This window comes from Microbaculum mangrovi (assembly GCF_051390635.1).
GTDB lineage: Bacteria > Pseudomonadota > Alphaproteobacteria > Rhizobiales > Tepidamorphaceae > Microbaculum.
The window spans coordinates 413,005-438,835 of the sequence record NZ_JBPODT010000001.1 but is presented as its reverse complement, the minus strand read 5'-3'; the positions used below and the strand labels follow the sequence as shown (position 1 = coordinate 438,835).

Sequence of the window (25,831 nt, the reverse complement as noted above, 5' to 3'; positions counted from 1 at the left end):
TTTCGGTATGACAGGCCTTTCGACCTGGCGACTGTCTGGACCGGTCTCTACTTGCGCGTCCAGAGCCGGCGCGGGGCGAGTTCCAGCAGATGGCCATCGGGATCGCGGAAATAGAGGCTGCGGCCGCGCTTGTCGGGCCAGTCTACGGTGCTCTCGATCTCGACGCCGCCGGCGGCGAGATGCCGTTCCCAGGCGGCCAGGCTGCGGGCGGAGACGGCGAAGGCGATGTGGATCGGGCCGGAACCGTCGTGCGGCGGGATTACGCCGCCCGGCATCCGCGCCTCGACCGCGCTCGCGCCCCGCTTGAAGAGCAGCAGCACCCGGTCGTCGCCGACATCGAAGGCGGCCATCCGCGCGTCCTTGAAGATTTCCGCGAACGCCATCGTGTCGGCGTAGAAGGCCCTGGCGATATCGAGATCGTCGACATAGAGCGCCGTCTCGAGGATTCCGTCGAGCGCAGGTGCCTTGCGTCTCGTTCGGGGGCCGGTCACGCCGACATCACCTCCTTAACGGTGGCCGCGAGTTCCTTCAGGTTGAACGGCTTGGGCAGGAAGTGGAACTGCTCGCCGCCCTCCAGGTTCTTGGCGAAGGCGTCCTCGGCATAGCCGGAGACGAAGATCACCTTCAGCTTGGGATTGCGCTTGCGCACTTCCTTCAGCAGCGTCGGTCCGTCCATTTCCGGCATCACCACGTCGGAGACGACCAGATCGACCGTGCCCTCGTGGCTGTCCATGATCTCGAGCGCGGCCACGCCGGTGTCGGCCTCGAGCACGGTGTATCCGCGCGAGGCGAGCGCCCGGGCGGCGAAGGCGCGGACCGCTTCCTCGTCCTCGACCAGCAGGATCGTCCCGCGTCCGGTCAGGTCCCTGGGCGCCTCGGCGACCGCTTCGCGCTTCGGCGCCGCTTCCTCCGCGGTGGGCATGTGACGGGGCAGGTAGATGCGGAAACACGTGCCCTTGCCGGGCGTGGAGTCGGCGAAGATGAAGCCGCCGGTCTGCTTGATGATGCCATAGACGGTCGACAGGCCGAGGCCGGTGCCCTTGCCGACCTCCTTGGTGGTGAAGAACGGATCGAAGATCTTGGCCATGACCTCCGGCGGCATGCCGGTGCCGGTGTCTTCGACCTCAAGCAGGACGTACTCGCCGGCCGGCATGGTGGCGTCGCCGCTGGTCATCGGCTCGTCGCGGCCGTCGTTGCGGGTCCGGATCGTCAGCTTGCCGCCCTCGGGCATGGCGTCGCGGGCGTTCACGGCGAGGTTGATGATCACCTGCTCGAGCTGGTTGACGTCGGCCCTGATCAGCCACAGGTCGCGGGCCTGGTCGAGGTTGAGCTCGACCTTGGCGCCGAGCAGGCGGGCGAGCAGGACCTGCATGTCGGCGGACATCACGTCGGCGAGCTTGAGGACCTGCGGCCTCAGCGTCTGGCGGCGCGAGAAGGCAAGCAGCTGCCGCACCAGGCCGGCGGCCCGGTTGGCGTTGTGCTTGATGTTCATGATGTCGTTGAACGAGGGATCGGTCGGCCGGTGATTGGCCAGCAGCAGGTCGGAAAAGCCGATGATCGCCGTCAGCACGTTGTTGAAATCGTGGGCGATGCCGCCGGCGAGCTGGCCCACGGCCTGCATCTTCTGGCCCTGCGCGAACTGGGCCTCCAGCGCCTTCTGCTCGGTGATGTCCAGGGCGTAAACGATCGCGGCCTCGCCGTCGCCATCCTCGACGGGGCTGGCGTAGAACCGGGAGATGCGCACTGCGTCGCCGGCCACGGGCGCGTCGACGGGCTTCAGCTCGGCCTGGCCCGAGAACGCGGCGTCGAGCGTGTCGAGCAGGGCCTCGCGGTCGCGTTCGCCGACGCAATCGGCGATGTTGCGCACGCTGCGGTCCTTGCCCGCGAACAGGCGGGCGAAGGCGGCGTTGGTGCGCTCGATGCGGCCGTTGCGGTCGACGGTCGCGATCGCCAGCGGCGTGTTGTTGAAGAAGCGGGCAAACCGCACCTCGGCGGCGCGCAGGGTCTCGGCGACATCGCCCGCGCCGGCGCTGCGGTTGAGCACGATGGTGCGCGAGGTGCCGGGATTGCCGGCCTGGTCGAAGGCGACGCGGTGCAGCAGGCGCACCGGCAGGGTGCGGCCGTCCCGGCGCACCAGATCCAGGTCGATGGTCTCGACCCGCACTTCACCCGGCGCCGGCTCCATGTTGTGGACGAGGGCGGCGGAGTCGCCCGACATGATCCGGTCGAGCGTGAGCGAAGCCGTTTCGGTCTCGGCGATATCGTAGCCGAGCCAGCCGGCCAGGGTGGCGTTCACGTAGCGGATGCGACCGGCCGAATCGGCGGAGAAGAAGCCGGCAGGCGCGTGATCGAGATTGTCGATCGCCCGCTGCAGTTCGCGGAACACGTCCTCCTGGCGGACGCGGTCGTGGGTGATGTCGGCGACCTGCCACAGCAGGTCGCGCTTGCCGCGGCTGGCGAGCGGCTGCACGCGGATGCGGTACCAGGTGGCGCGCCGGCCCTCGCCGTCGGGCGCGGCGCGCTCGATGCGCACCTCTTCCTCGGCGCGGCGGCCGGCGGCGGCGGCCTGGGACAGGCGGAAAATCGCCTCGGAGGCCTCCGCGTCGCCGGCGAACGCGCGTTCGACGCCGCGCACGTCGGCGGCCCGTTCGGCGTCGGTCAGGCGCATATAAGCGGCGTTCGCGAACAGGATGCGGCCGCCGCGGCCGGTGACCAGCATGCCTTCCGGCACGTCCTCGGCGATTATCTCGCCGAAACCGTCGGCGCGACGCTTGTCGGAAAAGCGCACAAGACCGACGGACGCGGCGAACAGGGAGAAGACGCCGACGACGGCGAGGAAGGCGAGCAGGCCCAGCACCACCGGGCGCGCTTCCTCGCGGCCCATCAGCGCCAGCGCCACGGCGATGGTGATCAGCGCCATGGCGAGCAGAATCACGACGCCGATCGACCCTTCCTTCTCGGGCTTCTCGGGCTCGGTGTCGCTCGCCGGCGGATCAAGTCGCGTTTCGGTCATCCCTTCAGGCCATCGCTCGGGCCGGGGCCGGACTTGCAGAACGGCAGGCCTGCGGCCAGCAACGATACGGTCTGCTCAATCTGACGGTCCCATCTGGCCGGATTGGGGCAATCACGCACCAAGTCTATCGCATGGTGTCCTGATTCGACCGCCATGCGGACTTGGCTTTCATCTGCATAACGTAGCCGATGATTTCCGCAACCGCCTTGTAATGATCGGGCTGGATCGTCTCGTCGACGTCGACTGCGGCGTGCAGCGAGCGGGCGAGCGGCGGATTCTCGATGACGGGGACGTCGTGCGCCTTGGCGATTTCGCGGATGCTCAGCGCGACCCGGTCGACACCCTTGGCCACGCAGACAGGGGCCGCCATGCCCTTCTCGTATTTGAGCGCCACGGCATAGTGGGTCGGGTTGGTGATCACCACTGTGGCCTGCGGCACCTGCGCCATCATGCGCTGGCGGCCACGCTCGGCGCGAACCTGGCGGATCTTGGCGCGCACCATCGGGTCGCCTTCGGCCTGCTTGAACTCGTCCTTCAGCTCCTTCATCGACATGCGCTGGCGCTTGAACCAGCTGTGCCGCTGCCAGGCGTAGTCGAGGGCCGCGACCACCGTCATCACCGCGATGACGCCGGCAAGCAGCTTGAGCGCCATTTCCTGGACCGTCGACATCAGCATGGCGGGGTCCATGCTCATCAGGCTGTCGAGGCGGTCGCGCTCCGGCCAGGCGATGGCGAACATGACGCCCGAGACGATGGCGAGCTTGGCCAGGCCCTTGGCGAAATTGACGAGGCTCTGCGGCGAGAACAGCCGCTTGAAGCCCGCGATCGGCGAGACCTTGGAGGCCTTGGGCTTCACCGGGTCGAGCGACCAGACGAACTTGTGCTGGATGGCGTTGCCGGCGAAGGCGGCGAGCATCAGCACGAACAGGGGCAGGCCGATCGCCGCGAGGCTGGCCAGCGTCACCCGTACGAAGACGTTGCGCAGGCCGTGGCTGTCCATCGGGATCTGGTTGAGATTGGCGAGCAGGCCGGCGAAGGCCTCGGTCAGGCTCGCCGTCATGGAATGGCCGAAGATGAGCAACACCAAAGTCGCACCGGTCAGCACGAACCAGGTGTTGACCTCCTGGCTCTTGGTGACGTCGCCACGCTTGTGCGCCTCCTCCAGTTTTCGGTCTGTCGGGTCTTCCGTGCGTTCCGACTGGTCCTGTTCTTCGGCCATGGCGGTCCCGTCGGGCTAGCGCAGCAGGAAGGGCTCGACGGAGCCCGCCACATGCTCGAGGAACCACGCCATGGTGCTGCCCAGCACGAGGGCCAGCAGCAGGAAGCCGATCAGGATGTTGGCCGGCATGGCGACGAAAAAGATCTGGATCTGCGGCATCAGGCGGGAGAGCACGCCGAGGCCGAGATAGAAGATCAGGCCGAAGGCGATGAAGGGGGCGGCCATCTGGACGCCGACCTTGAAGGTGCCGGCGAAGGTCTCCAGTGCGATCAGCGCCGCGTCGCGGACGGGCAGAGGGGCGCCGGGGCGGAACAGGACGTAGCTGTCGCGGATGGCGCCGAGAAACAGATAGTGCAGGTCGGCGGCGAAGATCAGCGCGATGCCGAGCATCGACAGGAAGCTGGCGAACAGCGCGCCCTGGATCCCCTGGGTCGGATCGACGTTCTGGGCGAAGCCGAGGCCGATCTGGAAGGCGATCGTGGAGCCGGCGACCTGCAGGCAGAATGTGATGAAGCGGGTGGTGAGGCCGATCAGGAAGCCGATCGCGAATTCGATGATCAGCAGCCTGAGGATGGTGCCGAAATCCGCCGGCACCGGGGGATAGTCCGGGCCGACGACGGGATAGAGCACCAGCGCCAGCGCCAGCGCGAACACGAGCCGGAGGCGGGCGGGAAACGAGGATTCGCCCAGGGCCGGCATCAGCATCAGCATCGTGCCGACACGGGCGAAGATCAGCATGAAGACGAAGGCGACGCCGGGGAGGAGCTCGATCTGCATCGGAGGGGTCGCAGGGCGCTTCGCTTGGGGCGCGATCGCCCTCAGCCGGCTACTATATGCTCGGCGATCCGGACCATGAAACTGCCCAGCGCCTCGCTCATGAAGGGCAGGGTGACGATGAGCGCCAGGAACATCGCGATGATCTTCGGCACGAAGACCAGCGTCATCTCCTGGATCTGGGTCAGGGCCTGGAACAGCGCCACGACGAGGCCGACGACCAGCCCGACGAGCATCAACGGGCTCGACACCTTGATCAGCGTCCAGACGCCGTCGCGGGCGATATCGAGGACTTCCGCACCATTCATTCGCTCAATCCACCCTTATCAGTCGGCCCGTGTCAATCGGCCCTTGTCAATCGGCGGCCCATGTCATCCGGCCGGCAGCCTGCGGTCTATCCGCAAGCCGGCGGCGGTCAGATCGGCATCCTGAGAATTTCCTCGTAGGCCGAGATCACCTTGTCGCGGATCGAGACCATCGTCTCGAGCGCCAGTTCGGTCTCGGCGACGGCGGTGACGACATTGACCGGATCGGTGCCGCCGGTCAGCGCCGCGACGCTGGTCTGTTCGGCGGCGCGGCCCGAATCGACCACGTTGGCCATGGCGGTGCCGAGCATCTCTCCGAAATCCGGCATTCCGGCCGTCTTTTCAGTGCCGGGCGCCTTCGTCATCGCGGCGTCGGCCGCGGCGGCATAGGCCTTGATTGCTGCTGCCGGGGTCATGCGTGCTCTCCTCTCGACTGGGGGTAGGCGCGGCTCAGGCGCGCAGGATGTCCAGCGTGCGCTGGATCATCGTGCGGGCCGAGCGGACGATGTTCAGGTTGGCTTCGTAGCTGCGCTGGGCCTCGCGCATGTCCATGATCTCGACCAGGGAACTGACGTTGGCGGTCTTCACGTAACCCTTGCCGTCGGCGGCCGGGTGGCCGGGCTCGTAGCGGATCGAGAAGTCGCTCATGTCCTCGCGCACGCGCCCCGGCTTGACGATGTGGGCGCCGAGTTCGCGGTCGAAATCGGCCTTGAAGGTGGGGATTTGCCGGCGATAGGGATCGCCGCCGGGCGTGCGGGCGGTCGAATCGACGTTCGCCAGATTCTCGGACACGATGCGCATCCGACTCGACTGGGCGCGGAGGCCGGCGGCGGCGATCTTGAGGCTCTTCATCAGGTCCATCGGCAGCTATCCCCTTCAGGCGCGGCGCCCGAGCGCGGTTTTCAACAGGCCGATGCCGCGCGCGTAGAGCCCGGTGGCCATCTGGTAGTCGAGCTGGGTCTCGGCGATCTTCATCATCTCTTCCTCCAGAACCACCGAGTTTCTGGATGGCGTGACCTCGAAGGTATCCTTGTCGTCCTGACCCCATGGCGACGCCGAACCGGCGAACCCGGCGAGGTGCAGGGAATGCGTGGCGACCGGGGCGATGCGACCCGGCGTGGGCACGCGATTGACGCCGGGAACGACGAACGTTTCGACATCGTTTGCGCGATAGCCGGGGGTGTCGGCGTTGGCGACATTCGCCGCAAGGATGGTCTGGCGGGCCTGCAGCCAGGACATCTTCGACTTGAGGGCTGAGAAAATCGGGAGCTCGGCGATCGACACGATTGCTCCTTTCCAGCTTGCCATGTCGTCGTAGAATGGGCACACATTGCCGGGGCTATGGTTAATGGGATGTTAATTCCGTTAACCGCTTGTTCAGGACCCGAACGGGCGGAAAGACGGGATTCCGGCGCTTCTGGCCTAATGTGTTAACTTTTTGTTAGCCTTGATCCCGGCAAATTCTGCCGACGAACGTTAACGAGTTCCGTGTACGCGGCGGACGCAGGAGGCACGTCTGATGGAGTTTCTCGAGAACCTTTTAGGGGTCCAGCTGGGACTGCCGGCGAGATTCATCATCGCCTTCGTCTTCGTGCTGCTGCTGATCGCGGTGACCGCGTGGATCATCCGTCGCGTCGCGGCGGGGCGGGGCGGATTCGGCGGGGCCCTGCGCGCCAAGCAGGACCGGCTGGCCGTGGTGGACGCGACCCACGTCGATGCCAAGCGGCGGCTGGTGCTGGTGCGCCGCGACGATGTCGAGCATCTGATCCTGATCGGCGGTCCCGCCGACGTGGTGGTGGAAGCGGGCATCAGCGAGCGGTCCGTGGCGCACGCCGCCGAGCGCGTGCGCATGGAAGCGTCGGAACCCGCAAGGCCGGCACCGCGCGGCCCGGAAGCACCGTTGCGGGAAGCACCGTTGCGGTCGGCGCGTGCCGAACCCAGCGTGCCGCCGCGCCTGTCCGACACGCAAACTACGCGGCCGATGCGCGCCGTCGAACCGCCGGTCCCGCCGCGCCCGGCCGCGCCGCCACCGCGGCCGGCGACACCGGTGCGTCCGCCTGTGGGTGAGCGTCCCGCGCCGGTCCCCTCCGCGCCGGCTCCTTCCGCGCAGGTGCCCTCCGCACCGCCACCTCAGTCGCCCAGGCCTTCGCCGGCCCCGGCAGTCCAAACGCCTGCGGTCCAGGCACCTGCCAGCCAAGCCCCGGCGAGCCCGGCACCTGCTGCCAAACCGTCCGCGGCCCAACCGTCGCCCCAGCCGAGTGTGATCGCGCCCCCGCCTCCTCCCGCAGCGCCTCCTCCCGCAGCGCCTCCTCCCTCTGCGTCCCCTCCCGCAGCACAGCCTGCGCCGTCGGCGGCGAAGCCCGCCGCGCCCAGGGAGCCGTCACCGCCACCGTCCCGTCCCGAGCCGGTCCCGCAGTCCATCGCACGCACGTCGGCCGCGCCGTCACCTTCGGCACCGCCGCCCGCTGCCCCCCAGCCATCCGCCCCGCAGCCACCAAGCGCGCAGCCGTCATCCCCGCAGCCGGCTTCGGCGCCTGGGCCTTCCGTGCCGCCGCGGTCCGTGCCGCCGCGGTCCGAGTCGTCACCGTCCGGACCGTCGAAAGCGCCGGAACAGGTCATAGCGAAGCCCTCGCCACCACCCCCCGCGGCACCGTCTCCAGCGTCCGCCCCGTCTCCGGCGTCCGCCTCGTCTCCGGCTTCAGCGCCGTCCCCGGCGTCCGCGCCCGGTGACGCCAAGCCGGCCGGTGCCGGGCAGGGGCGCGATGCTCAGCTCGAGGAAATGGCGCAGCGCCTGGAGGCCGCGCTGAAGCGCCCGCTGATGCCGTCCGGCACCGCCGCGGCGACCGGGGCTGCCGCGACCGGGGCGCCCGCGCGTCCGGCCGCTCCATCTCCGGCCGCCCCGCCGCCTCCGTCTCCCTCCGCTTCGGGCGAAGCCGCCGGATCGGCGCCACCGCCGCCGAAGCGGGAGCCGGACTTCGATCTGGCTGCCGCCGTTGCCGCGGAACTCAATCTGGCGCCGGCCACGTCCGACTCGGACCAGTCCGACGACGAGACCGAGACGAAGACGGCGAAAGACATCAGCATCTACGACGAGATCCTGAAGCGGGACACCTGACCATGCGCCGGTTTGCGCTGCACCGGCGCACCGTGAACGGTGTGGCGGTCCCGGGCGGAGTCCGCCTGCCGGTCGCGATCCCGGTTGTCGCGATGCTGGCCGTCGCGGTCCTGACGGTCGCGGTCCTGGCACTCCTGCCAGCAACCGCGGCGGCGCAGTCCATCAACATCGATCTCGGCGAGGGCGTCGGCCTGACCGAGCGGGCGGTCCAGCTCGTCGCGCTGATCACGGTCCTGAGCCTGGCTCCGTCGATCCTGGTGATGGTGACGTCCTTCACGCGCATCGTCGTGGTGCTGTCGCTGCTGCGCACCGCCATCGGCCTGCAGACGGCGCCGCCCAACTCGGTGATCATCTCCCTGGCATTGTTCCTCACCGCCTTCGTCATGGCGCCGGCGTTCCAGACCGCCTACCAGGACGGCATCGAGCCGATGATCAACCAGCAGATCGAGCCGTCTGAGGCGTTCACCCGTTCGGTCGCGCCGTTCCGCACCTTCATGCTGGCCCAGGTGCGCGAGAAGGACCTGGAGCTTTTCGTGAACATGGCCGGCGCCGAGCGTCCGGCCACGCCCGACGACATCGAGCTGCGCGTGCTGGTGCCCGCCTTCATGATCTCGGAGCTGCGTCGCGCCTTCGAGATCGGCTTCCTGATCTTCGTGCCGTTCATCGTCATCGACATGGTGGTCGCCTCGATCCTGATGTCGATGGGCATGATGATGCTGCCTCCGGTGATCATCTCGCTGCCCTTCAAGCTGATCTTCTTCGTGCTGGTGGACGGCTGGAGCCTGATCGCGGGTAGCCTGGTGGAAAGCTTCAACGCGGTCTGACGTCCGCGCGCAGGCCCGGAGCCTGAGATTGGCCCGGACTTCGTTTCGGCGTGTCCGTGCGTGTACGCGCGGGTGCCGCCCATACCCCCAACAATCCGTATTGCCTGCCTGCGCGCCCGACCCGCTGAGGGGCCGTATCGAATTTTTTGTTGCGAATGAGTTGCATTTCCATTCTCCGTCGATAACGTATTGCAAGTCATTCGCAACACGGAGATCGATCGATATGGCAGGCACCTTCGGGGGCAGGAGACTCGCGGGCATCGCGACTGGGTTGGCGATGGCGCTCGCGGTCTGGGCGGTGCCGGCCGTGTCGCAGGACAAGTTCAAGGCGGTCACCACCTTCACCGTCATCGCCGACATGGCGCGCAACGTCGCCGGCGACGCGGCGATCGTGGAGTCGATCACCAAGCCGGGCGCGGAGATCCACAATTACCAGCCGACGCCGCGCGACATCCTCAAGGCGCAGGACGCCCAGCTCGTGTTCTGGAACGGCCTGAATCTCGAACTGTGGTTCGAGAAGTTCTTCCGCAACCTCGAGGATGTTCCCGGCGCGGTGGTGTCGGAGGGCATCGAGCCGATGAGCATCGGCCAGGGGCCGTATTCGGGCAAACCCAATCCGCATGCATGGATGTCGCCGGACACCGCGCTGATCTACATCGACAACATCCGCGACGCCTTCGTGGAGCACGATCCCGACAACGCGGAGACCTACAAGGCCAACGCCGAGGCCTACAAGGCGCGGGTCACCCAGGCGATCGGTCCGATCCGCGACAAGATCGCGGCGATCCCCGACAACCGGCGCTGGCTGGTGACGAGCGAGGGCGCGTTCAGCTACCTGGCGCGGGACTTCGCACTCAAGGAAGCCTTCCTTTGGCCGATCAACGCCGATCAGCAAGGCACGCCGCAACAGGTGCGCAAGGTGATCGACCTGGTTCGCGACAACGACATTCCCGTCGTGTTCTCGGAAAGCACCGTGTCGGCCGATCCGGCCCGGCAGGTCGCCCGCGAGACGGGAGCGGCCTATGGTGGCATTCTGTACGTGGACTCGCTCAGCGAGGCGGACGGGCCGGTGCCGACCTACATCGATCTCCTGAAGGTGACCTCCGATACGATCGTCAGGGGGCTCGCCGAATGAACGACCAGCGCGGCCATCGCGCCGACGTTGCGTCCATGGATGCAGGGTCGGGACTGTCGGTGAAGGACGTGACCGTCACCTACCGCAACGGCCACACGGCCCTGCGCGACGCGACCTTCGACACGCCTGTCGGCACGATCACCGCGCTCGTCGGCGTCAACGGCAGCGGCAAGTCGACCCTGTTCAAGGCGATCATGGGCTTCGTGCGCGTCGCCAGGGGCTCGATCTCCATCCTCGGCCAGTCGGTCGACGCGGCGCTGAAGGCCAACGTCGTCGCCTACGTGCCGCAGGCCGAGGAGGTCGACTGGAGCTTCCCCGTGCTCGTCGAGGACGTGGTGATGATGGGCCGCTACGGCCACATGAACATGCTGCGCATTCCCCGCGCCGCCGATCACGCGGCGGTGGAGGACGCACTGGCGCGGGTCGGCATGAGCGACTTCCGCAAGCGCCAGATCGGCGAACTGTCCGGCGGCCAGAAGAAGCGCGTGTTCCTGGCCCGCGCGCTCGCCCAGGACGGGCAGGTCATCCTGCTCGACGAGCCGTTCACCGGCGTCGACGTGAAGACCGAGGAGGCCATCGTCGCCCTGCTGCGGTCGCTGCGGGAGGAGGGCCGGGTGATGCTGGTCTCCACCCACAACCTGGGCAGCGTGCCGGAGTTCTGCGACCGTACTGTGCTGCTCAAGGGAACGGTGCTCGCCCACGGCCCGACCGAGCGGATCTTCACGCAGGCCAATCTGGAAAAGACCTTCGGCGGCGTGCTGCGCCATTTCGTGCTGGGCGGCACGGACCTGCACGAGGACGCCGACGACCGGCGCCTGACCGTCCTGACCGACGACGAGCGGCCGCTGGTCTTCTACGGCGACGACGACGATGCCCGGACGGCGGACCGGAATTTGGGCCGGGCCGGAAAACGCGGACCGGCACCATGATGGCGACGCTGCTGGAACCCTTTTCCTACGGCTACATGGTCAACGCCATGTGGGTCAGCGCGCTGGTCGGCGCGGTCTGCGCCTTCCTGTCGGCCTATCTGATGCTCAAGGGCTGGTCGCTGATCGGCGACGCCCTGTCCCATTCGATCGTGCCCGGCGTCGCCGGCGCCTACATGCTCGGCCTGCCGTTCTCGCTCGGCGCGTTCCTGTCGGGCGGGCTGGCCGCCGGCGCCATGCTGTTCCTCAACCAGCGCACGCGGCTGAAGGAGGACACCATCATAGGCCTGATCTTCACCTCCTTCTTCGGGCTCGGGCTGTTCATGGTGTCGCTGTCGCCGACATCGGTGAACATCCAGACCATCGTGCTCGGCAACATCCTGGCGATCACGCCCGGGGATACGCTGCAGCTCGCCATCATCGGCTTCGTCTCGCTCGCGGTGCTGGCGGCGAAGTGGAAGGACCTGATGGTGACCTTCTTCGACGAGACCCATGCCCGCTCCGTCGGATTGCGGCCGACGCTGCTAAAGATCGTGTTCTTCACCCTGCTGTCGGCCTGCACCGTGGCGGCGCTGCAGACCGTGGGCGCCTTCCTGGTGATCGCCATGGTGGTGACGCCCGGCGCGACGGCCTATCTGCTCACCGACCGGTTTCCGAGGCTCATCCTGCTCAGCATCGCGATCGGGGCCGCGACCAGCTTCCTTGGCGCCTATGCGAGCTATTTCCTCGACGGGGCGACCGGCGGCATCATCATCTGCCTGCAGACGCTGATCTTCCTGACGGCGTTCTTCCTGGCGCCCAAGCACGGGATGCTGGCGGCGCGGCGGCGCGCGGCCGAGGCGCTCAAGGCGGGCCGGCTTGCGGAGCCGGCGCTGGAACGCGAAGCGGAGGCGGCGCAATGAGCCTGATCGAGACCCTCGTCCAGCCGTTCCAGTTCGCGTTCATGCGCGATGCGCTGATGATCTCCGTTCTGGTCGCGGTGCCGGCGGCGCTGCTGTCGTGCTTCCTGGTGCTGAAGGGCTGGTCGCTGATGGGCGACGCCATTGCCCACGCGATCCTGCCCGGTGTCGTGATCGCCTACATCCTGGCGATCCCGCTCGCCATCGGGGCCTTCGCGGCCGGCATGACCTGCGCGCTCCTGACCGGCTTCCTGAAGGAGAACAGCCGCATCAAGCAGGACACGGTGATGGGCGTGGTGTTCTCCGGCATGTTCGGGCTCGGCATCGTGCTCTACACGAAGGTCCAGTCGGATGTGCATCTCGATCACATCCTGTTCGGCGACATGCTGGGCGTCGGCCCCGCCGACCTCGTGGAATCCGGTGTCATCGCGCTGGTGGTGACGGCGATCATCGCGGTGAAGTGGCGCGACCTGCTGCTGCACGCCTTCGATCCGGCGCAGGCGCGCACCATCGGACTGCCGGTACGCCTGTTGCACTACGGCCTGTTGTCGATCCTGTCGCTGACCATCGTCGGCGCCCTCAAGGCCGTCGGCATCATCCTGGCGATCGGCATGCTGATCGCGCCGGGCGCCATCGCGTTCCTGATCACCCGCAGCTTCGGGACGATGCTGGTGGCGGCGGTGCTCATCGCCGCCGGCGCGTCGTTCACCGGCGTCTATCTCAGCTTCTTCATCGACAGCGCGCCGGCGCCGACCATCATCCTGCTGATGACGGGACTGTTCGTCGTCGCCCTGGTCGTGTCGTCGCGGCGGATCGCGCGGGCGCAGCGGCTGGAAAACGTGGAGACGCCGCAGTCCTCCTGATCGCGACGGTGTCCGGCTGATCTTCGATCAGAGGCAGTCGGGGCTACGGTCGAAACGTCTAGGCTTCCTGGCGGCAGCCTGCGGTCGCTCATGGAGGAATCCGGCCTCGACCCGGCTTCGTCTCCCGACAGGCAAGAGGCCCTTCGCGAGGACGCCAGGACCCTCTATTTCGCGGCGAGCATCAACCGGGTTTGGGTGCTGGGGCTGATATTCGTCGGCGCCGCGATCAGGATCGCGATCGAGCTCGCGCGGGCTTGGCAGTGGCTTGAGACGTTCGCGCCCGGCTAGGCCGGGCCGATCGCCTCAGTGCTTCTCGACGAAGCTGTCGAGCACCCGCTTCGGGCCCGAATGGTCGAACTTCACGGTCAGCTTGTTGCCGTCGACCGAGGTGATGCGGCCGTAGCCGAACTTCTGATGGAAGACGCGCTCGCCGACGGAATAGCCGGAGTCGGTGCCGGTCGAGCGGGCGAGCACCTCGCCCTCCAGCATCGGCGGTTCCTTCCACGGATTGCTGTTCGCCGTACGCTCCCGGTTCTTCTGCGCCCGCTGCCAGCCGGGGGTCGAATAGGTCGAGGCGAAGGGCTCGCGCTCGTCGAAGCGGCTGTTGCCGTAGCCGCCCCCGTAGCCGCCGCCGCTCGTCCTCAGCGAGCCGGTGTCGACCACCTCGACATTCTTCTCCGGCAGTTCGTCGAGGAAGCGCGAGGCCGCCGTCGACTGCCACAGGCCGTGGATGCGGCGGTTGGTGGCGAAAAAGAGCGCGGCGCGGCGCTTGGCCCGCGTGATGCCGACATAGGCGAGGCGGCGCTCCTCCTCCAGGCCGGCGCGGCCGCTCTCGTCCAGCGAACGCTGATGCGGGAACAGGCCTTCCTCCCAGCCGGGCAGGAAGACGGTGCCGAATTCCAGGCCCTTGGCGGCGTGGAGGGTCATCAGGCTGACCTTCTCCCCGTCGTCGCCGGATTCGGTGTCCATCACCAGCGAGATATGCTCGAGGAAGCCGAGCATGGACTCGAACTCCTCCATGGAGCGCAGCAGTTCCTTCAGGTTCTCCAGCCGGCCCGGCGCGTCGGCCGAGCGCTCGCGCTGCCACATCTCGGTGTAGCCGGATTCCTCGAGGATGATCGCGGCGAGCTCCGCCTGGGGCAGGGCGTCGAGCTGGCCGCGCCAGCGCGCGAAGGATTCCATCAGGCTGCGCAGGCTGTTGCGCGCCTTGGCCTTCAGCTCCTCGGATTCGGTCAGCTCCAGCGCCGCCTGCATCATCGGGATGCCGCGCGCCCGCGCCACGTCGTGGATGGTGCGCACCGTGGCGTCGCCGATGCCGCGGCGCGGCGTGTTGACGATGCGCTCGAAGGCGAGGTCGTCGGCCGGCTGCATGGTGGCGCGCAGATAGGCCACGGCGTCGCGGATCTCGGCGCGCTCGTAGAAGCGCGGGCCGCCGATGACGCGGTAGGGCAGGCCCAGCGTGACGAAGCGGTCCTCGAATTCGCGCATCTGGAACGACGCGCGCACCAGGATCGCCATGTCGTCGAGCGATTCCCCGTCGCGCTGCAGCCGCTCGATCTCGTCGCCGATCAGCCGGGCCTCCTCCTCGGAATCCCAGGCGCAGGTGACGGTCACCTTGTCGCCGGCGTCGCCCTTGGTGTGCAGGGTCTTGCCGAGCCGGCCCTCGTTGTGGGCGATCAGGTGCGAGGCGGCCTCGAGGATGTTCGACGTCGAGCGGTAGTTCTGCTCCAGCCGGATCACCACGGCGCCGGGGAAATCGGTCTCGAAGCGCAGGATGTTGTCCACCTCGGCGCCGCGCCAGCCGTAGATCGACTGGTCGTCGTCGCCGACGCAGCACAGGTTCGGCTCGTCCTTCTGGGCCAGCAGGCGCAGCCACAGATACTGGGCGACGTTGGTGTCCTGGTACTCGTCGACCAGCATGTAGCGGAAGCGGTCCTGATAGCTCGCCAGGATGTCCGGGTTTTCGCGGAACAGCCGGATGACCTCCAGGAGAAGGTCCCCGAAATCCACCGCGTTGAGGGTCTTCAGCCGCGCCTGATAGGTCTTGTAGAGCTCGTCGCCCATGCCGGCGAAGGCGTAGGCGTCGCCCGAGGGCACCTTGTCGGGGGTGAGCGCGCGGTTCTTCCAGCGGTCGATGGAGGCGGCGAGCTGGCGCGCCGGCCAGCGCTTCTCGTCGAGGTCGGCGGCCTGGATCACCTGCTTCAAGAGGCGGATCTGGTCGTCGGTGTCGAGGATGGTGAAGTCGCGCTTGAGGTCGACGGCCTCGGCGTGGTTGCGCAGGATCTTCACGCAGATCGAGTGGAAGGTGCCGAGCCAGGGCATGCCCTCGACGGATTCGCCGATCAGCTTGCCGATGCGCTCCTTCATCTCGCGCGCCGCCTTGTTGGTGAAGGTGACGGCGAGGATCTGGCCGGGGCGGGCAAGGCCCTGGGTGAGGATGTGGGCGATCCGCGTGGTCAGCACCCGCGTCTTGCCGGTGCCCGCGCCGGCGAGCACCAGCACCGCGCCCTCCAGCGTCTCCACCGCGCGCGATTGCTCGGGGTTCAGCCCCTGGAGATAGGCGGGACCCGCGGCCGCGCGCGCCCGCGCGGCGATGCCGCCGGGGCGGGGGGCTGGTGTGTCATGCATGGAGTCGGTGTGGCGTTCGGCCATCGGATGGATATGGCGTGTTCCTGATTCGGGCTCAAGAGACTGTAGCGCGAAATGGCGGTGGGGAGGGGAATTGGCGGGTTTGTTCCCCTACTCTTCGCAGTCGCACATCAGCCTTTCCATCAGCGCGACCGCCTGATCCTGGCTCAGGCCCTGTTCCTTCACCAGCGCGCGCCATGTCTCGAAGGTGAGCGCCATGACGAGGCCGGCGCGGAGGGCTTTCTCGTCGTCGCGCGGCAGCCAGGCTTCCAGGATGATCTCGGCCGCACTCGCCCACAGGGCGTGGTAGGGCCGCATGACCGGATGGTCGCGCGCGTCGGCCAGGACGTGGCCCATCATCTCATGCGTCTCGGCGTGATAGGCGTAGGCCTCGCCCAGCCCGTGGCGCAGCCGTTTCCGCGGATCGGCGATCCGCCGCCAGGCTTCGGGATCGGGGACGGGGTGGCGCTCGAAATAGAGGCCCGAGCAGGCCCGCGACAGCGTCGGCTCGTCGGGGAAGTGGCGATAAACCGTGACCTTGCCCACGCCGGCCTTCTTGGCGACGTCGGCCATGCTGGTCGCCGCCGGGCCTTTGGTCTGATGCAGCGCGATCGTCGCCTCGATGATCTTCCGCCGCGTCTCGGCCTGGCTTTCGGCGCGCTTCCGCATCCGATAGGGGCGCTTGTTCATGATGATCGAAGTATACCAGATCCGGGCGACGCCGTCCGGTCAGCCGCCGATGTCCGGCCGCGAGCGGGCCGGCGTCGCGGCGCGTCCGCGTCGCGGGGTGCGGGCTACGGGGCGCCGGAGCGGCGCCGCATCCAGTTGGCGAGAGCCTCGTGATCGCGCTGCGGGCAGGCGCTGTGGCGGTCGAGAAACGCGGCAAGCTCGGCCTGCCGCGCGACGGCGGTTTCGCCGCCGGTGCCCGCGAAATAGGCCCCGGCGAGCTTGTTCGCCTCGTGGCAGCGCCCGCAATAGGCATCGAAGACCGCAGCCCCGGCTGCGTCGTCGCCGGCGGACGTCGGCGGAACGTCGGGGCAGGCCTCGGGTTGTGCCTCTTGCGCGCGCGCCGGGCCCTCCACGAGGGCCGTCATCAGGGCCAGGACCACAAGAGCCGAAAGGATCATCGACGTTCGCATCCGAAAAGCCCACTTCATGCGCATCCGACATGCGCATCCGACAGGGTTGGCGACAGATTAGCGGACCTTGATCGTCCCCGCCAACGGGCACGCTGTCACAGGACGATCGCATTGGTCCGTCTGCCGCAACGGCAGGCGGCGGATGCCGGTGCGGTCAGCTAGGCTATGGATGCGCCGCGACCGGGGCCGACAGCGTGTTGCTCTTATAGAGCCGGCCGGCCGTCTGGTACTCCACGTAGCCCGCGATCGTGTAGGCCTTCGCCTCCTTCATCGTGAGGCTGGTGTTTATCTGCCCGGCCTTCGCGTCGACGCTCAGGAAGTCCCAGCAATAGGGGCCGTCGCCGGACCACAGGAAGCAGACGCGCTTCACGTCCGGCGCATGGCTGCCGGAGTAGGACAGGGAAACCGGAACGCTGGCGCCGACGGACGGGTTCGGATCGATGCGCATCGCCGTCAGTTCGATGTGCTGCGGCTTTGCCGCTGCTGGTGCGGGTGCGGAAGCGGGGGACGCCTGAGGCGGGGCCGCGTCCGCCATCTCCTGCGGGGACGCCGTGTCGCCCTCGCTGCCCTCCGCCGTTGCGGCGGCGTTATCCCCGGATTGCGGGCCTTGTGCCTCGATCATGTCCGGGGACGCGCCGAGTTGCGTGCCAAGTTGCGTATAGGACGGCTTGGGCCCCTCGCATGCGGCAGCGAGGCTTGCAGCCAGCAAGATGACGATCATTCTCATAAGCGACGATGTGCCTTAATTGGCCGACTGTACGCGTTGGCTTGCACGAAGTGGCGACCGCGCGGTTCCGATTGCTCGGAGGTGACCGGTCGGATCGCTTTACCGATGTGTGACGCCGGATAACAAAGATCCTATACGTATGGACGAGGGCGGCGGACAAGCCCCCTGATGGGTATCCGACAAGATTATTTTTTCCGACCCGGCGTCGTGGGCGCCGGGCGGTGGCTGTTGCTGAAATATCCGGCTTTGGGTGCCCCATGCCACCGGTTCGTCGGGTGCCCGTTGCTGCCCGGCCGTCGGCCGCGTGGCCTCCGGCGTTCGGCGCTCGAAACGCGCTGCGTTGCGTCGGTGCCTTCAGCACCGACCGCGCCTCACCCCATCTCGCGGGTCGCGAGGAACCGGATGTCGGGATAGTTCTTCGCCGCGCGGTCGAGCGCCCATCTGGAATTAGCGAAGAAGACGGGCGATCCGTGCCGGTCCTCGCCCATGGTCGAGCGGTTCGCGGCGATGAAGTCCTTCAGCGTCTTGGTGTCGTCGCTGGCGACCCAGCGGGCGGTGTCGTAGCTCATGCTCTCGAAGGCGATCGGCACGCCGTATTCGTTCTCGACACGGGTGGCCAGCACGTCGAGCTGCAGCGGGCCGACGACGCCGACGATCCAGTCGGCGCCGATCATCGGGCGGTAGACCTGGGTGACGCCTTCCTCGGCCAGATCGTTCAGTGCCTTGGCCAGCTGCTTGGCTTTCATGGCGTCCGCCAGGCGCACGCGGCGGATGATCTCGGGCGCGAAGTTCGGGATGCCGGTGACCTTGACGGCCTTGCCTTCGGTCAGCGTGTCGCCGACGCTCAGGGTGCCGTGGTTCGGGATGCCGATGACGTCGCCGGCGACCGCCTCGTCGGCGGTCTCGCGGTCCTGGGCGAAGAAGAACATCGGGTTGGACACGGCGAGATCGCGGCCGGCGCGCACGTTCCGAAGCTTCATGCCGCGCTTGAAGGTGCCCGAGCACAGCCGCAGGAAGGCGATGCGGTCGCGGTGGTTCTTGTCCATGTTGGCCTGGACCTTGAACACGAAGCCGGTCACGTCGTCTGCGGCCGCCGAGATCGGCTCGGGATCGGCCGGCTGCGGGCGCGGGGCGGGCGCCCAGTCGCCGATCGCGCGCAGCAGCTCGGGCACCGCGATCGCTTTCAGCGCCGAGCCGAAGAAGACCGGCGTCATGTGGCCGCCACGGTAGGCCTCGACGTCGAAGTCCGGCAGGGCCGCGCTGGCGAGCTGGAGGTTCTCGATCGCGTTGGCCGCGTGCGGATTGGCCATCAGCTCGGAGTCCTCGGAGAGCGCGTCGATATCGCCCGCGATTGTACGACCCGGCGAGCCGTCCTTGCCGATCAGCCGGTGCTGGCCGAGATCGACGCAGCCCTGGAAATCGACGCCCATGCCGAGCGGCCAGACAACCGGAACGACATCGAGCGCCAGCGTATCGGCGATCTCGTCGAGGATTTCCAGCGGATCGCGTCCCTCGCGGTCGATCTTGTTGACGAAGGTGATGATCGGGATGTCCCTGAGACGGCAGACCTCGAACAGCTTCAGGGTCTGGCTCTCGATGCCCTTGGCGGCGTCGATCACCATGACGGCGGAATCGACCGCCGTCAGCGTGCGGTAGGTATCTTCGGAGAAATCCGAGTGGCCGGGCGTATCGAGCAGGTTGAAGGTCAGCCCGTCGCGCTCGAAGGTCATCACCGAGGACGACACCGAGATGCCGCGCTTCTGCTCGATCTCCATCCAGTCGGAGCGGGTGCGGCGCTGCTCGCCGCGGGCGCGCACCTGGCCGGCCTGGCGGATCGCGCCGGAGGCGAACAGCAGCTTTTCGGTCAGCGTCGTCTTGCCGGCGTCCGGATGCGAGATGATCGCGAAGGTGCGGCGCGCCTCATAGGGCTTGATGCCGGCAGCGGGGCGGGCGGCTTGCGCGGACGTGGCGTCTAGGGTGTCGGTCATCGGCTGGTCAGGGCGATTACAGGAAAAAAGCGCGCGGACCATAAGGGAACCGCGCGCCGAAGTGTAGTCCGCCGGTGGAATTGGCGGTCAATGAGGTCGTTCCTATAGGTGGTGTTTCCGGGGCCCTATTACCAGAGAGAGGGCGCCGATTTCCACTCGCTCCGGCTTTTGCGCGGATAAGCGGCGTTTGCGGGTCAGCGGGCCAGATGCTCGTCGAACCAGCGCAGGGTGCGGCCCCAGGCGATCACCGTGCTGCCGGGATCAAAGCTCGCCCGCTCGTCGCAGGAAAAGCCGTGCCCGGCCGGATAGACGCGGATGTCGCAGTCCGGCCGCTTGGCGATCACCGTCTCGACGTCGCGCATCGGGATCGACTGGTCGGTCTCGCCGTAGTGGAGCTGGGTCGGTACCTTGGGCGTCTCGTCGGCATGGGCGGTGATGCGGCCGCCGTAGTAGCCGACGGCGGCGGCGATGCGGTTCAGGCGGGTGGCCGCGAGGAAGGCGATCGAGCCGCCGAGGCAATAGCCGACCACGCCGACCTTGCCGGCGCCGGACAGCGCGCCGATGGCGGCCTTGGTGTCGCGCAGCATGGCGTCGACATCGATGTCGGCGAGGAATTTCCGCGCCGTCTCGACCTCCTCGGGCGTGTAGCCGCTCTCGAAGCCGCGCTGCTGGCGGTCGAACAGGGCCGGCGCGACCGCCGCGTAGCCGAGCGCCGCATAGCGGTCGCAGACGGCGCGGATGTGCGTGTTGACGCCGAAGATCTCCTGCACGACGACCACTCCGCCGCGAGGCCTTCCCGCCGGGTCGGCGCGGTAGGCGCCAAGCTCGAAGCCGTCCTCTGCGGTAAGCGTGATCATCTGGCCCATGGCTGCCCTCTTGTCCGTCGGTTGTCCGGTCCCCCCGGCTCTAGCACCGATCGGCGACGGAATCATGTTCGATCGGAATTCCGCTACCGGTGCTCCTCGACATTGGCTTCCACCAGTTCCTTGGAGAACCGTTCCAGGGCATCGATCTGGTGGGCCCAGCCGATCACCATGGGCGGCTCGGTGCGGGATACGACCGGAAGGTGCGGGTTTCCGGTCTCGTCGAAGCGGCGCAGGGCGACTTCGAGGATGTCGTCGGCCCTGAGGCTCGGCGTTTCCTCGGCTTCGATCGGTTGCGGCGTTTCACCGGAAGCGAGCGGGCGCATGAAGTCCGACACGCGGACGTTGCGGACGATGCGCCGGTGGGCGCCCTCGGTCAGGAACAGGCCGCGGCTTTCCAGCTGCCACTGGAAATAGGAACGGCCGTGGATCGCCCGGTTGAAGCCGTTGGCGATGGAGACGGTCAGAAGCAGCGCGATGGAGAGCGCGTAGCCGCCGGTGAGCTCGAACACGATCAGCGTCGTCGAGATCGGCGCGCCCAGCACCGCGCCGGCGACCGCGCCCATGCCAAGGATGGCGTAGAGACCATGGCTGGAGGCCATGTCCGGGAACGCGCTGGCGGCGATCAGGCCGAAGGCGCCGCCGGTCATGGCGCCGAGATAGAGCGAGGGCGAGAAGATGCCGCCGCCGAATCGGCTGGCCAGCGTGATGGCGGTCGCTGCGGTCTTCACGACGATCAGCGAAAGCATGATCGTCAGCGGCAGCTGATGCCGCAGCGCGAGATCGGTCGCCTCGTAGCCGACGCCGAGGATCTCGGGAAAGGCCAGGCCGATGGCGCCGACCGCCAGGCCGCCGACGACCGGGCGCAGGACCAGCGGCATCGGCGTGCGGCGGGCCAGCCAGTCGGTGCCGATCAGGCCGAACTGGAACAGGATCGCGACGAGCCCGCAGGTCAGGCCCAGCAGCGCGAAGGCCGGCACCTCCCAGTAGGACGTGACCTGATAGTGCGGCACGACGAAAGCGGGAAAATCGCCGAACCAGGTGCGCGAGATGACGGCGGCGACCGTCGAGGCGATGACGATCGGCACGAAGGCGGTGGGCGCGAAATGGCCGAGGATGACCTCGTGGGCGAACAGGACGCCGGCGATCGGCGCGTTGAACGAGGCCGAGATCGCCGCGGCGACGCCGCAGCCGAGCAGGGTGCGCCGCGCCGCCATCGGCAGGCTGAGCAGGCGCGTGAGCGCCGCGGCGATCGTCGCGCCGAGATGGACGACGGGGCCCTCGCGGCCGGCACTGGCCCCGCTGCCCAGCGACAGCGCGGAGATGAAGGCGCTGCCGAGGCCGACGCGCATGGTCAACTGGTGGGAGGGCAGGGCGCGCGCCTCGATGACGTCGGCGACGACCTCGACGCGCTTTCCGGGCATGAAATACTGGAGGATCAGCCCGACGATCAGGCCGCCGGCGGCGGGGGCGAGCAGCACCATCCACCAGGGCGCGGCGCGGGCGGCCGTGACGACGTGCTCGCTCATGGTGCCGAGCCAGGGCAGCTGGAAGACGGCGATGCCGAGCCGGAAGACGATGGCGCCGACGGCCGCCGCGATGCCGACGACGATTGCCGTCAGCCAGACGACCGGCTGGCGTGAGCCGATGAAGACGCGCACATTCGGGGCGATCCAGTCGCCAACCAAACCGATACCGCGACGCAACAGACCGATCATCCGGCCAAATTTCCCGCCGATATTCGTTTTCGATTTTCAAGACATACGCTGCTATGCGGATTCGTGCGAGACCGTGGCCGGTAATCCTCAAAAGGGTTGGATCGGAGCGCCGTTTCGGGAAATTCGCGTCGGCGCGACGCACGAGGCGGGCAGGGACCGGCCCCGGTCCGGAAACCGCCCGTGCTTGGCGGGTGTGTCGAGTCGGGTAATGTTTGCGGCCTGTATCCGCGTCCACGGGCGGCGCGCGTGTTCGGGCAGGGGACGGCGGGGTGGCGAAGAAGCAAGGCGAAACGCGGGGCGCGGAGGGGCGTTTCTTTCTGCTTGCCGCCCTGGTCGGCATCGGCGCCGGCGCCGGCGGCACCGCGCTGCATCTGTCCGTCGACGCGCTGATGACCTGGCCGCGGCTGCTGGTCGACCAGGTCGGCAAGGGCGTGCTCGCGGTCGTGCTGGCGGCGATCGTCACGGCCCTGATGACCTTGTTGTCGGCGGCGATCGTGCGCCGATACGCGCCGGAGGCCGCCGGAAGCGGCGTTCAGGAGGTCGAGGGCGCGCTGGAAGGCCTGCGGCCGCTCCGCTGGCGCAGGGTGTTGCCGGTCAAATTCGTCGCCGGCGTGCTGTCGCTGTCCTCCGGTCTCGTGCTGGGGCGCGAGGGACCCACCATCCATATCGGCGCATCCATCGCGGCGGCGGTGTCGGACTGGCGCAAACTGGGCAAGCTGGAACGTAACGGGCTGATCGCCGCCGGCGCCGCGGCGGGGCTCGCGGCCGCCTTCAACGCGCCGCTCGCCTCCGTGCTGTTCGTCATCGAGGAGACGCGCCGGCAATTTCCCTACACCTTCAAGACCTACATGGGCGTCACCATCGCGTGCGTCCTGTCGGCGTTCGTGACCGAGGACATCGCCGGGGTCGGGCCGGATCTCGATATCGCGGTGGCCGCCGTGCCGCTCTGGAGCCTGGCCGCCTTCCTCGGGCTCGGCCTGGTCATCGGCGCGCTCGGCGTCCTGTTCAATTTCCTGGTCCTCAGGGGCCTTAATCTCGCCGCCGCCATCGGCGCGCGCGCGCCCCACGCGATGCCGCTCGGCGTCGGGCTCGTGATCGGGGCCCTGGTCATCGTGCTGCCCGAGGCGACGATGGGCCACGAGGAGCTCATCCTCGATCTGGTCGCGGCGAAGAACGGGGCGTTTCTGCTGCTCGCCATCGTCGCGGTGCGCCTGATCACCTCCGTGGCGAGCTATTCGTCCGGCGTGCCCGGCGGCATCTTCGCGCCGATCCTGACGCTTGCGGCCTGCGCGGGTCTGGCCTTCGGCGGCGTGCTCGGCACGGTTCTGCCGGGCTTCGGGCCGATCTCCGTCGCTCTTGCGGTTGCCGCGATGGGCGGACTGTTCACCGCGTCCGTCCGCGCGCCGCTGGTCGGGGTTGTGCTGACGCTGGAGCTCACCGGCGCCTACGAGATCCTGCTGCCGGTCTTGGTGACGTGTCTGGTCGCCAACGTCACGGCGGAATGGCTCGGCGGGCGGCCGATCTACGAGCAGCTGCTCGACCGTACGCTGAAGCGGGCGGGGATCGAGCGCGCCAGGCCGGAACGCGAGACGAGCGGCCTCGCCTGATGGCCTAGCGCCTGACCTTCATCACCCGGCCGACCTGCGGCGGGACCGGCAGCCCGGCATGGGCGGCCTGCATCGCCTGAAGGCGTTCCAGCACGTCGTCCGGCCACCGGGACGCCTTTCTCGCGCTCATGTCGACATGCAGCGACATCTGCTCCAGCGTGGCGGCGGTCCAGCCCTCCTCGGCATGCACCAGTTCCTCGAAGAAATGGGCGCGCTTGCCGTCGTGGTCGAGCAGTCGCAGGCGGACCTGGACCGGATCGTCCAGCCCGATCTCACGGAGGTAGCAGACATGCGCCTCGACGGTGAAAAAGGATGCCTGGCGGGTCTTCATGTAGTCCTCGCTCAGGCCGAGCAACAAGACCGCCTGGTCGATGCCGCGGTCGAACAGGACATGATAGTAGGCCATGTTCAGGTGGCCGTTGTAGTCGATCCAGTCCGGCTGGACGGTCATGACCGTCGAGACGAACGGGGCGGGTATCGTGGTGTCGGCTGGGAGATCGAGCATCATTCGGTCCATTGTGCCGCGGTTCAGCCTGGCAATGCCGTTTTGCGAACCGGGGCATTCTGCTAGTGTGCGGCGAACATTAACGGTTTTCGCCCCGCATGGAAGAGTGCGGTGGGCGTGAAAACCCGCGAAATCGGGTGAAAGGGCGCGAATGACGGGTACTGCGCAGTGGGGCGTGAGGCAGGCCGGCGATCTCGGCGCGGCTCTGGCGGCGCTGTCCGGCCGGTTCCATAACCGGCTGAGCACGGCGCAGGCGGTGCGTAAGCAGCACGGACACACCACCACCTGGCATGACAACATGCCCCCGGACGCCGTCGTCTTCGCGCAGTCGACCGAGGACGTGGTCGAGGTGGTCAAGATCTGCGCCGAACATCGCGTTCCGATCATCCCCTTCGGCACGGGAACGTCGCTCGAAGGCCAGGTAAACGCGCCGTATGGCGGCATATCGATCGATCTCAGCCAGATGGACCAGGTGCTCGACGTCCATGCCGAGGACCTCGACTGCGTGGTCCAGCCCGGCGTCACCCGCAAGCGGCTTAACGAGGAACTGCGGGCCACCGGGCTGTTCTTCCCGATCGATCCCGGCGCGGACGCCAGCATCGGCGGCATGGTCGGCACGCGCGCGTCCGGCACCAACGCCGTGCGCTACGGCACCATGAAAGACAACGTGCTGGCGCTGAAGGCGGTGATGGCCGACGGTTCGGTCATCCATACCGGCACGCGGGCGAAGAAGTCCTCGGCGGGCTACGACCTGACCAGGCTGCTCGTCGGCTCGGAAGGCACGCTCGGCATCGTCACCGAGATCACGTTGAAACTGCACGGCATTCCCGAGGCCGTCGCCGGTGGTGTCTGCCCGTTCCAGACGCTGGAAGACGCGTGCAACGCGGTGATCGCGACCATCCAGTCGGGCATCCCGGTCGCCAGGATCGAGTTGCTCGACGATTTGCAGGTGCGCGCCTCCAACGCCTATTCCAAGCTGGAGCTGAGCGAGGTTCCCACGCTGTTCCTGGAGTTCCACGGCACCGAGGCCGGCGTGAAGGAGCAGTCCGAGCTGTTCGGCCAGATCGCGGAGGATTTCGGCGGCGGCCCGTTCGAATGGGCCGAAGACCCCGACGTGCGGGCGACGCTGTGGCAGGCGCGGCATGATGCCTATTTCGCCGACCTGTACCTCCGGCCCGGGGTCGATGGCGTCGCCACCGACGTGTGCGTGCCGATCTCGCGCCTCGCCGAGTGCATCCTGGCGACCAAGGCCGATATCGACCGGCTCGGGCTGGTGGCACCGATCGTCGGGCATGTCGGCGACGGCAATTTCCACGTCTCGGTGATGGTCGACATGGACGACAAGGCCGAGGTCGCGCGCGTCGAGGAGTTCATGGGGACGCTGGTCGAGCGCGCCATCGCCATGGACGGGACCTGCACCGGCGAGCACGGTGTCGGTCACGGCAAGACAAAGTATCTCGAAGCGGAACTCGGCGGCGCCGTCGACGTGATGAAGACCATCAAAAAGGCGCTCGATCCACTGAATATTCTGAACCCTGGGAAAATTGTCCGCATATAGTAGCCGTTTAGAGGCAAGAGGAGGC

At 67.8% G+C, this 25,831-nt stretch carries 26 protein-coding genes; 9 read left to right on the top strand and 17 right to left on the bottom strand.

The features are described from left to right. Positions 1 to 47 precede the first annotated feature (47 nt). The 9 genes from ACSF9G_RS02105 to ACSF9G_RS02065 form a co-directional block, all read right to left on the bottom strand. Positions 48 to 491, bottom strand: a complete 444-nt coding sequence (locus ACSF9G_RS02105; RefSeq protein WP_436637808.1) for a VOC family protein — start codon at positions 489 to 491, stop codon at positions 48 to 50. Next, a complete protein-coding gene (gene cckA, locus ACSF9G_RS02100; RefSeq protein WP_436637806.1) occupies positions 488 to 3,013 on the bottom strand; it encodes a cell cycle histidine kinase CckA in 2,526 nt (841 codons plus the stop codon). Before cckA ends, ACSF9G_RS02105 begins: the two co-directional genes overlap by 4 nt. 124 nt (positions 3,014 to 3,137) lie before the next feature. Continuing rightward, positions 3,138 to 4,232, bottom strand: coding sequence for a flagellar biosynthesis protein FlhB (gene flhB, locus ACSF9G_RS02095; RefSeq protein ID WP_436637804.1), 1,095 nt, complete (start codon positions 4,230 to 4,232; stop codon positions 3,138 to 3,140). Between the two features lie 15 nt (positions 4,233 to 4,247). Next, complete coding sequence (gene fliR, locus ACSF9G_RS02090; protein ID WP_436637802.1) at positions 4,248 to 5,009, bottom strand: flagellar biosynthetic protein FliR; 762 nt, start codon at positions 5,007 to 5,009, stop codon at positions 4,248 to 4,250. Positions 5,010 to 5,050: 41 nt separating this feature from the next. Next, the gene (gene fliQ / locus ACSF9G_RS02085; protein ID WP_261616199.1) at positions 5,051 to 5,314 is read right to left on the bottom strand and encodes a flagellar biosynthesis protein FliQ; all 264 of its coding nucleotides are present in this window, start codon (positions 5,312 to 5,314) and stop codon (positions 5,051 to 5,053) included. 107 nt (positions 5,315 to 5,421) lie between these two features. Next, entirely contained in the window at positions 5,422 to 5,727 is a 306-nt protein-coding gene (gene fliE, locus ACSF9G_RS02080) for a flagellar hook-basal body complex protein FliE (RefSeq protein WP_436637799.1), read from the bottom strand. A 34-nt stretch (positions 5,728 to 5,761) separates the two neighbouring features. Then, positions 5,762 to 6,172: a flagellar basal body rod protein FlgC gene (gene flgC / locus ACSF9G_RS02075; RefSeq protein ID WP_436637797.1), complete on the bottom strand. Its 411-nt coding sequence runs from the start codon at positions 6,170 to 6,172 to the stop codon at positions 5,762 to 5,764. A 15-nt stretch (positions 6,173 to 6,187) separates the two neighbouring features. Then, on the bottom strand, positions 6,188 to 6,595 hold the full coding sequence (locus ACSF9G_RS02070) for a flagellar basal body protein (RefSeq protein ID WP_436637795.1): 408 nt from the start codon (positions 6,593 to 6,595) through the stop codon (positions 6,188 to 6,190). 256 nt (positions 6,596 to 6,851) lie between these two features. Next, positions 6,852 to 7,073 (bottom strand): hypothetical protein, encoded by a 222-nt coding sequence (locus tag ACSF9G_RS02065; protein ID WP_436639688.1) that lies wholly within the window; start codon positions 7,071 to 7,073, stop codon positions 6,852 to 6,854. Between ACSF9G_RS02065 and ACSF9G_RS02060 the strand changes: the two genes are divergently transcribed. The 7 genes from ACSF9G_RS02060 to ACSF9G_RS02030 all read left to right on the top strand — a co-directional run bounded on the left by ACSF9G_RS02060 (position 6,978) and on the right by ACSF9G_RS02030 (position 13,361). Next, positions 6,978 to 8,426, top strand: a complete 1,449-nt coding sequence (locus ACSF9G_RS02060; protein ID WP_436639638.1) for a hypothetical protein — start codon at positions 6,978 to 6,980, stop codon at positions 8,424 to 8,426. The genes ACSF9G_RS02065 and ACSF9G_RS02060 overlap by 96 nt on opposite strands. 92 nt (positions 8,427 to 8,518) lie before the next feature. After that, the gene (gene fliP, locus ACSF9G_RS02055; RefSeq protein ID WP_436639636.1) at positions 8,519 to 9,250 is read left to right on the top strand and encodes a flagellar type III secretion system pore protein FliP; all 732 of its coding nucleotides are present in this window, start codon (positions 8,519 to 8,521) and stop codon (positions 9,248 to 9,250) included. Between the two features lie 277 nt (positions 9,251 to 9,527). Then, the gene (locus tag ACSF9G_RS02050; protein WP_436639634.1) at positions 9,528 to 10,385 is read left to right on the top strand and encodes a metal ABC transporter substrate-binding protein; all 858 of its coding nucleotides are present in this window, start codon (positions 9,528 to 9,530) and stop codon (positions 10,383 to 10,385) included. Continuing rightward, positions 10,382 to 11,314 (top strand): manganese/iron ABC transporter ATP-binding protein, encoded by a 933-nt coding sequence (locus tag ACSF9G_RS02045; protein WP_436637793.1) that lies wholly within the window; start codon positions 10,382 to 10,384, stop codon positions 11,312 to 11,314. Before ACSF9G_RS02050 ends, ACSF9G_RS02045 begins: the two co-directional genes overlap by 4 nt. Next, positions 11,311 to 12,213 (top strand): metal ABC transporter permease, encoded by a 903-nt coding sequence (locus ACSF9G_RS02040; protein WP_436637791.1) that lies wholly within the window; start codon positions 11,311 to 11,313, stop codon positions 12,211 to 12,213. The genes ACSF9G_RS02045 and ACSF9G_RS02040 overlap by 4 nt, the downstream gene beginning before the upstream one ends. After that, positions 12,210 to 13,073, top strand: a complete 864-nt coding sequence (locus ACSF9G_RS02035; RefSeq protein ID WP_436637788.1) for a metal ABC transporter permease — start codon at positions 12,210 to 12,212, stop codon at positions 13,071 to 13,073. Before ACSF9G_RS02040 ends, ACSF9G_RS02035 begins: the two co-directional genes overlap by 4 nt. A 90-nt stretch (positions 13,074 to 13,163) precedes the next feature. Continuing rightward, on the top strand, positions 13,164 to 13,361 hold the full coding sequence (locus ACSF9G_RS02030; protein ID WP_436637786.1) for a hypothetical protein: 198 nt from the start codon (positions 13,164 to 13,166) through the stop codon (positions 13,359 to 13,361). A 15-nt stretch (positions 13,362 to 13,376) separates the two neighbouring features. Here the strand turns inward: ACSF9G_RS02030 and ACSF9G_RS02025 are convergent, their stop codons facing one another. From ACSF9G_RS02025 to ACSF9G_RS01995, 7 genes are all read right to left on the bottom strand, one after another. Continuing rightward, on the bottom strand, positions 13,377 to 15,725 hold the full coding sequence (locus ACSF9G_RS02025) for an ATP-dependent helicase (RefSeq protein WP_436637784.1): 2,349 nt from the start codon (positions 15,723 to 15,725) through the stop codon (positions 13,377 to 13,379). An 87-nt stretch (positions 15,726 to 15,812) separates the two neighbouring features. After that, on the bottom strand, positions 15,813 to 16,391 hold the full coding sequence (locus ACSF9G_RS02020; protein WP_436637782.1) for a TetR/AcrR family transcriptional regulator: 579 nt from the start codon (positions 16,389 to 16,391) through the stop codon (positions 15,813 to 15,815). 104 nt (positions 16,392 to 16,495) lie between these two features. Further along, positions 16,496 to 16,828, bottom strand: coding sequence for a hypothetical protein (locus ACSF9G_RS02015; protein ID WP_436637780.1), 333 nt, complete (start codon positions 16,826 to 16,828; stop codon positions 16,496 to 16,498). A 175-nt stretch (positions 16,829 to 17,003) separates the two neighbouring features. Next, positions 17,004 to 17,567: a hypothetical protein gene (locus ACSF9G_RS02010; RefSeq protein WP_436637778.1), complete on the bottom strand. Its 564-nt coding sequence runs from the start codon at positions 17,565 to 17,567 to the stop codon at positions 17,004 to 17,006. Positions 17,568 to 17,938: 371 nt separating this feature from the next. Then, entirely contained in the window at positions 17,939 to 19,555 is a 1,617-nt protein-coding gene (locus ACSF9G_RS02005) for a peptide chain release factor 3 (RefSeq protein WP_436637776.1), read from the bottom strand. A gap of 194 nt (positions 19,556 to 19,749) precedes the next feature. Further along, positions 19,750 to 20,421, bottom strand: coding sequence for a dienelactone hydrolase family protein (locus tag ACSF9G_RS02000; RefSeq protein WP_436637774.1), 672 nt, complete (start codon positions 20,419 to 20,421; stop codon positions 19,750 to 19,752). Positions 20,422 to 20,504: 83 nt separating this feature from the next. Next, positions 20,505 to 22,136, bottom strand: a complete 1,632-nt coding sequence (locus tag ACSF9G_RS01995) for a chloride channel protein (protein WP_436637772.1) — start codon at positions 22,134 to 22,136, stop codon at positions 20,505 to 20,507. 269 nt (positions 22,137 to 22,405) lie between these two features. Here ACSF9G_RS01995 and clcA point away from each other — a divergent pair, with 269 nt between their 5' ends. Then, on the top strand, positions 22,406 to 23,743 hold the full coding sequence (gene clcA / locus ACSF9G_RS01990) for a H(+)/Cl(-) exchange transporter ClcA (protein ID WP_436637770.1): 1,338 nt from the start codon (positions 22,406 to 22,408) through the stop codon (positions 23,741 to 23,743). 4 nt (positions 23,744 to 23,747) lie between these two features. Here the strand turns inward: clcA and ACSF9G_RS01985 are convergent, their stop codons facing one another. Beyond that, positions 23,748 to 24,248 carry a thioesterase family protein gene (locus ACSF9G_RS01985; RefSeq protein ID WP_436637768.1) on the bottom strand — a complete coding sequence of 167 codons (501 nt, stop codon included), beginning with the start codon at positions 24,246 to 24,248 and terminating at the stop codon, positions 23,748 to 23,750. 151 nt (positions 24,249 to 24,399) lie between these two features. On the opposite strand from ACSF9G_RS01985, the gene ACSF9G_RS01980 reads away from it, so the two are divergent. Continuing rightward, positions 24,400 to 25,806 carry an FAD-binding oxidoreductase gene (locus tag ACSF9G_RS01980; RefSeq protein WP_436637766.1) on the top strand — a complete coding sequence of 469 codons (1,407 nt, stop codon included), beginning with the start codon at positions 24,400 to 24,402 and terminating at the stop codon, positions 25,804 to 25,806. The last annotated feature ends 25 nt before the right edge of the window (positions 25,807 to 25,831 follow it).

What these genes read in the sequence shown, in the direction of transcription:
- cckA (WP_436637806.1), bottom strand. Translation starts at nt 3,013, where the DNA reads ATGACCGAAACGCGACTTGATCCGCCGGCGAGCGACACCGAGCCCGAG.
- flhB (WP_436637804.1), bottom strand. Translation starts at nt 4,232, where the DNA reads ATGGCCGAAGAACAGGACCAGTCGGAACGCACGGAAGACCCGACAGAC.
- fliR (WP_436637802.1), bottom strand. Translation starts at nt 5,009, where the DNA reads ATGCAGATCGAGCTCCTCCCCGGCGTCGCCTTCGTCTTCATGCTGATC.
- fliQ (WP_261616199.1), bottom strand. Translation starts at nt 5,314, where the DNA reads ATGAATGGTGCGGAAGTCCTCGATATCGCCCGCGACGGCGTCTGGACG.
- fliE (WP_436637799.1), bottom strand. Translation starts at nt 5,727, where the DNA reads ATGACCCCGGCAGCAGCAATCAAGGCCTATGCCGCCGCGGCCGACGCC.
- flgC (WP_436637797.1), bottom strand. Translation starts at nt 6,172, where the DNA reads ATGGACCTGATGAAGAGCCTCAAGATCGCCGCCGCCGGCCTCCGCGCC.
- ACSF9G_RS02065 (WP_436639688.1), bottom strand. Translation starts at nt 7,073, where the DNA reads ATGCTCGACATCGTCGCGGCGCACCAGCACCAGCCGCCGCTTGGCATC.
- fliP (WP_436639636.1), top strand. Translation starts at nt 8,519, where the DNA reads ATGCTGGCCGTCGCGGTCCTGACGGTCGCGGTCCTGGCACTCCTGCCA.
- ACSF9G_RS02050 (WP_436639634.1), top strand. Translation starts at nt 9,528, where the DNA reads ATGGCGCTCGCGGTCTGGGCGGTGCCGGCCGTGTCGCAGGACAAGTTC.
- ACSF9G_RS02045 (WP_436637793.1), top strand. Translation starts at nt 10,382, where the DNA reads ATGAACGACCAGCGCGGCCATCGCGCCGACGTTGCGTCCATGGATGCA.
- ACSF9G_RS02040 (WP_436637791.1), top strand. Translation starts at nt 11,311, where the DNA reads ATGATGGCGACGCTGCTGGAACCCTTTTCCTACGGCTACATGGTCAAC.
- ACSF9G_RS02035 (WP_436637788.1), top strand. Translation starts at nt 12,210, where the DNA reads ATGAGCCTGATCGAGACCCTCGTCCAGCCGTTCCAGTTCGCGTTCATG.
- ACSF9G_RS02030 (WP_436637786.1), top strand. Translation starts at nt 13,164, where the DNA reads ATGGAGGAATCCGGCCTCGACCCGGCTTCGTCTCCCGACAGGCAAGAG.
- ACSF9G_RS02025 (WP_436637784.1), bottom strand. Translation starts at nt 15,725, where the DNA reads ATGGCCGAACGCCACACCGACTCCATGCATGACACACCAGCCCCCCGC.
- ACSF9G_RS02020 (WP_436637782.1), bottom strand. Translation starts at nt 16,391, where the DNA reads ATGAACAAGCGCCCCTATCGGATGCGGAAGCGCGCCGAAAGCCAGGCC.
- ACSF9G_RS02015 (WP_436637780.1), bottom strand. Translation starts at nt 16,828, where the DNA reads ATGATCCTTTCGGCTCTTGTGGTCCTGGCCCTGATGACGGCCCTCGTG.
- ACSF9G_RS02010 (WP_436637778.1), bottom strand. Translation starts at nt 17,567, where the DNA reads ATGAGAATGATCGTCATCTTGCTGGCTGCAAGCCTCGCTGCCGCATGC.
- ACSF9G_RS02005 (WP_436637776.1), bottom strand. Translation starts at nt 19,555, where the DNA reads ATGACCGACACCCTAGACGCCACGTCCGCGCAAGCCGCCCGCCCCGCT.
- ACSF9G_RS02000 (WP_436637774.1), bottom strand. Translation starts at nt 20,421, where the DNA reads ATGGGCCAGATGATCACGCTTACCGCAGAGGACGGCTTCGAGCTTGGC.
- ACSF9G_RS01995 (WP_436637772.1), bottom strand. Translation starts at nt 22,136, where the DNA reads ATGATCGGTCTGTTGCGTCGCGGTATCGGTTTGGTTGGCGACTGGATC.
- ACSF9G_RS01985 (WP_436637768.1), bottom strand. Translation starts at nt 24,248, where the DNA reads ATGCTCGATCTCCCAGCCGACACCACGATACCCGCCCCGTTCGTCTCG.
- ACSF9G_RS01980 (WP_436637766.1), top strand. Translation starts at nt 24,400, where the DNA reads ATGACGGGTACTGCGCAGTGGGGCGTGAGGCAGGCCGGCGATCTCGGC.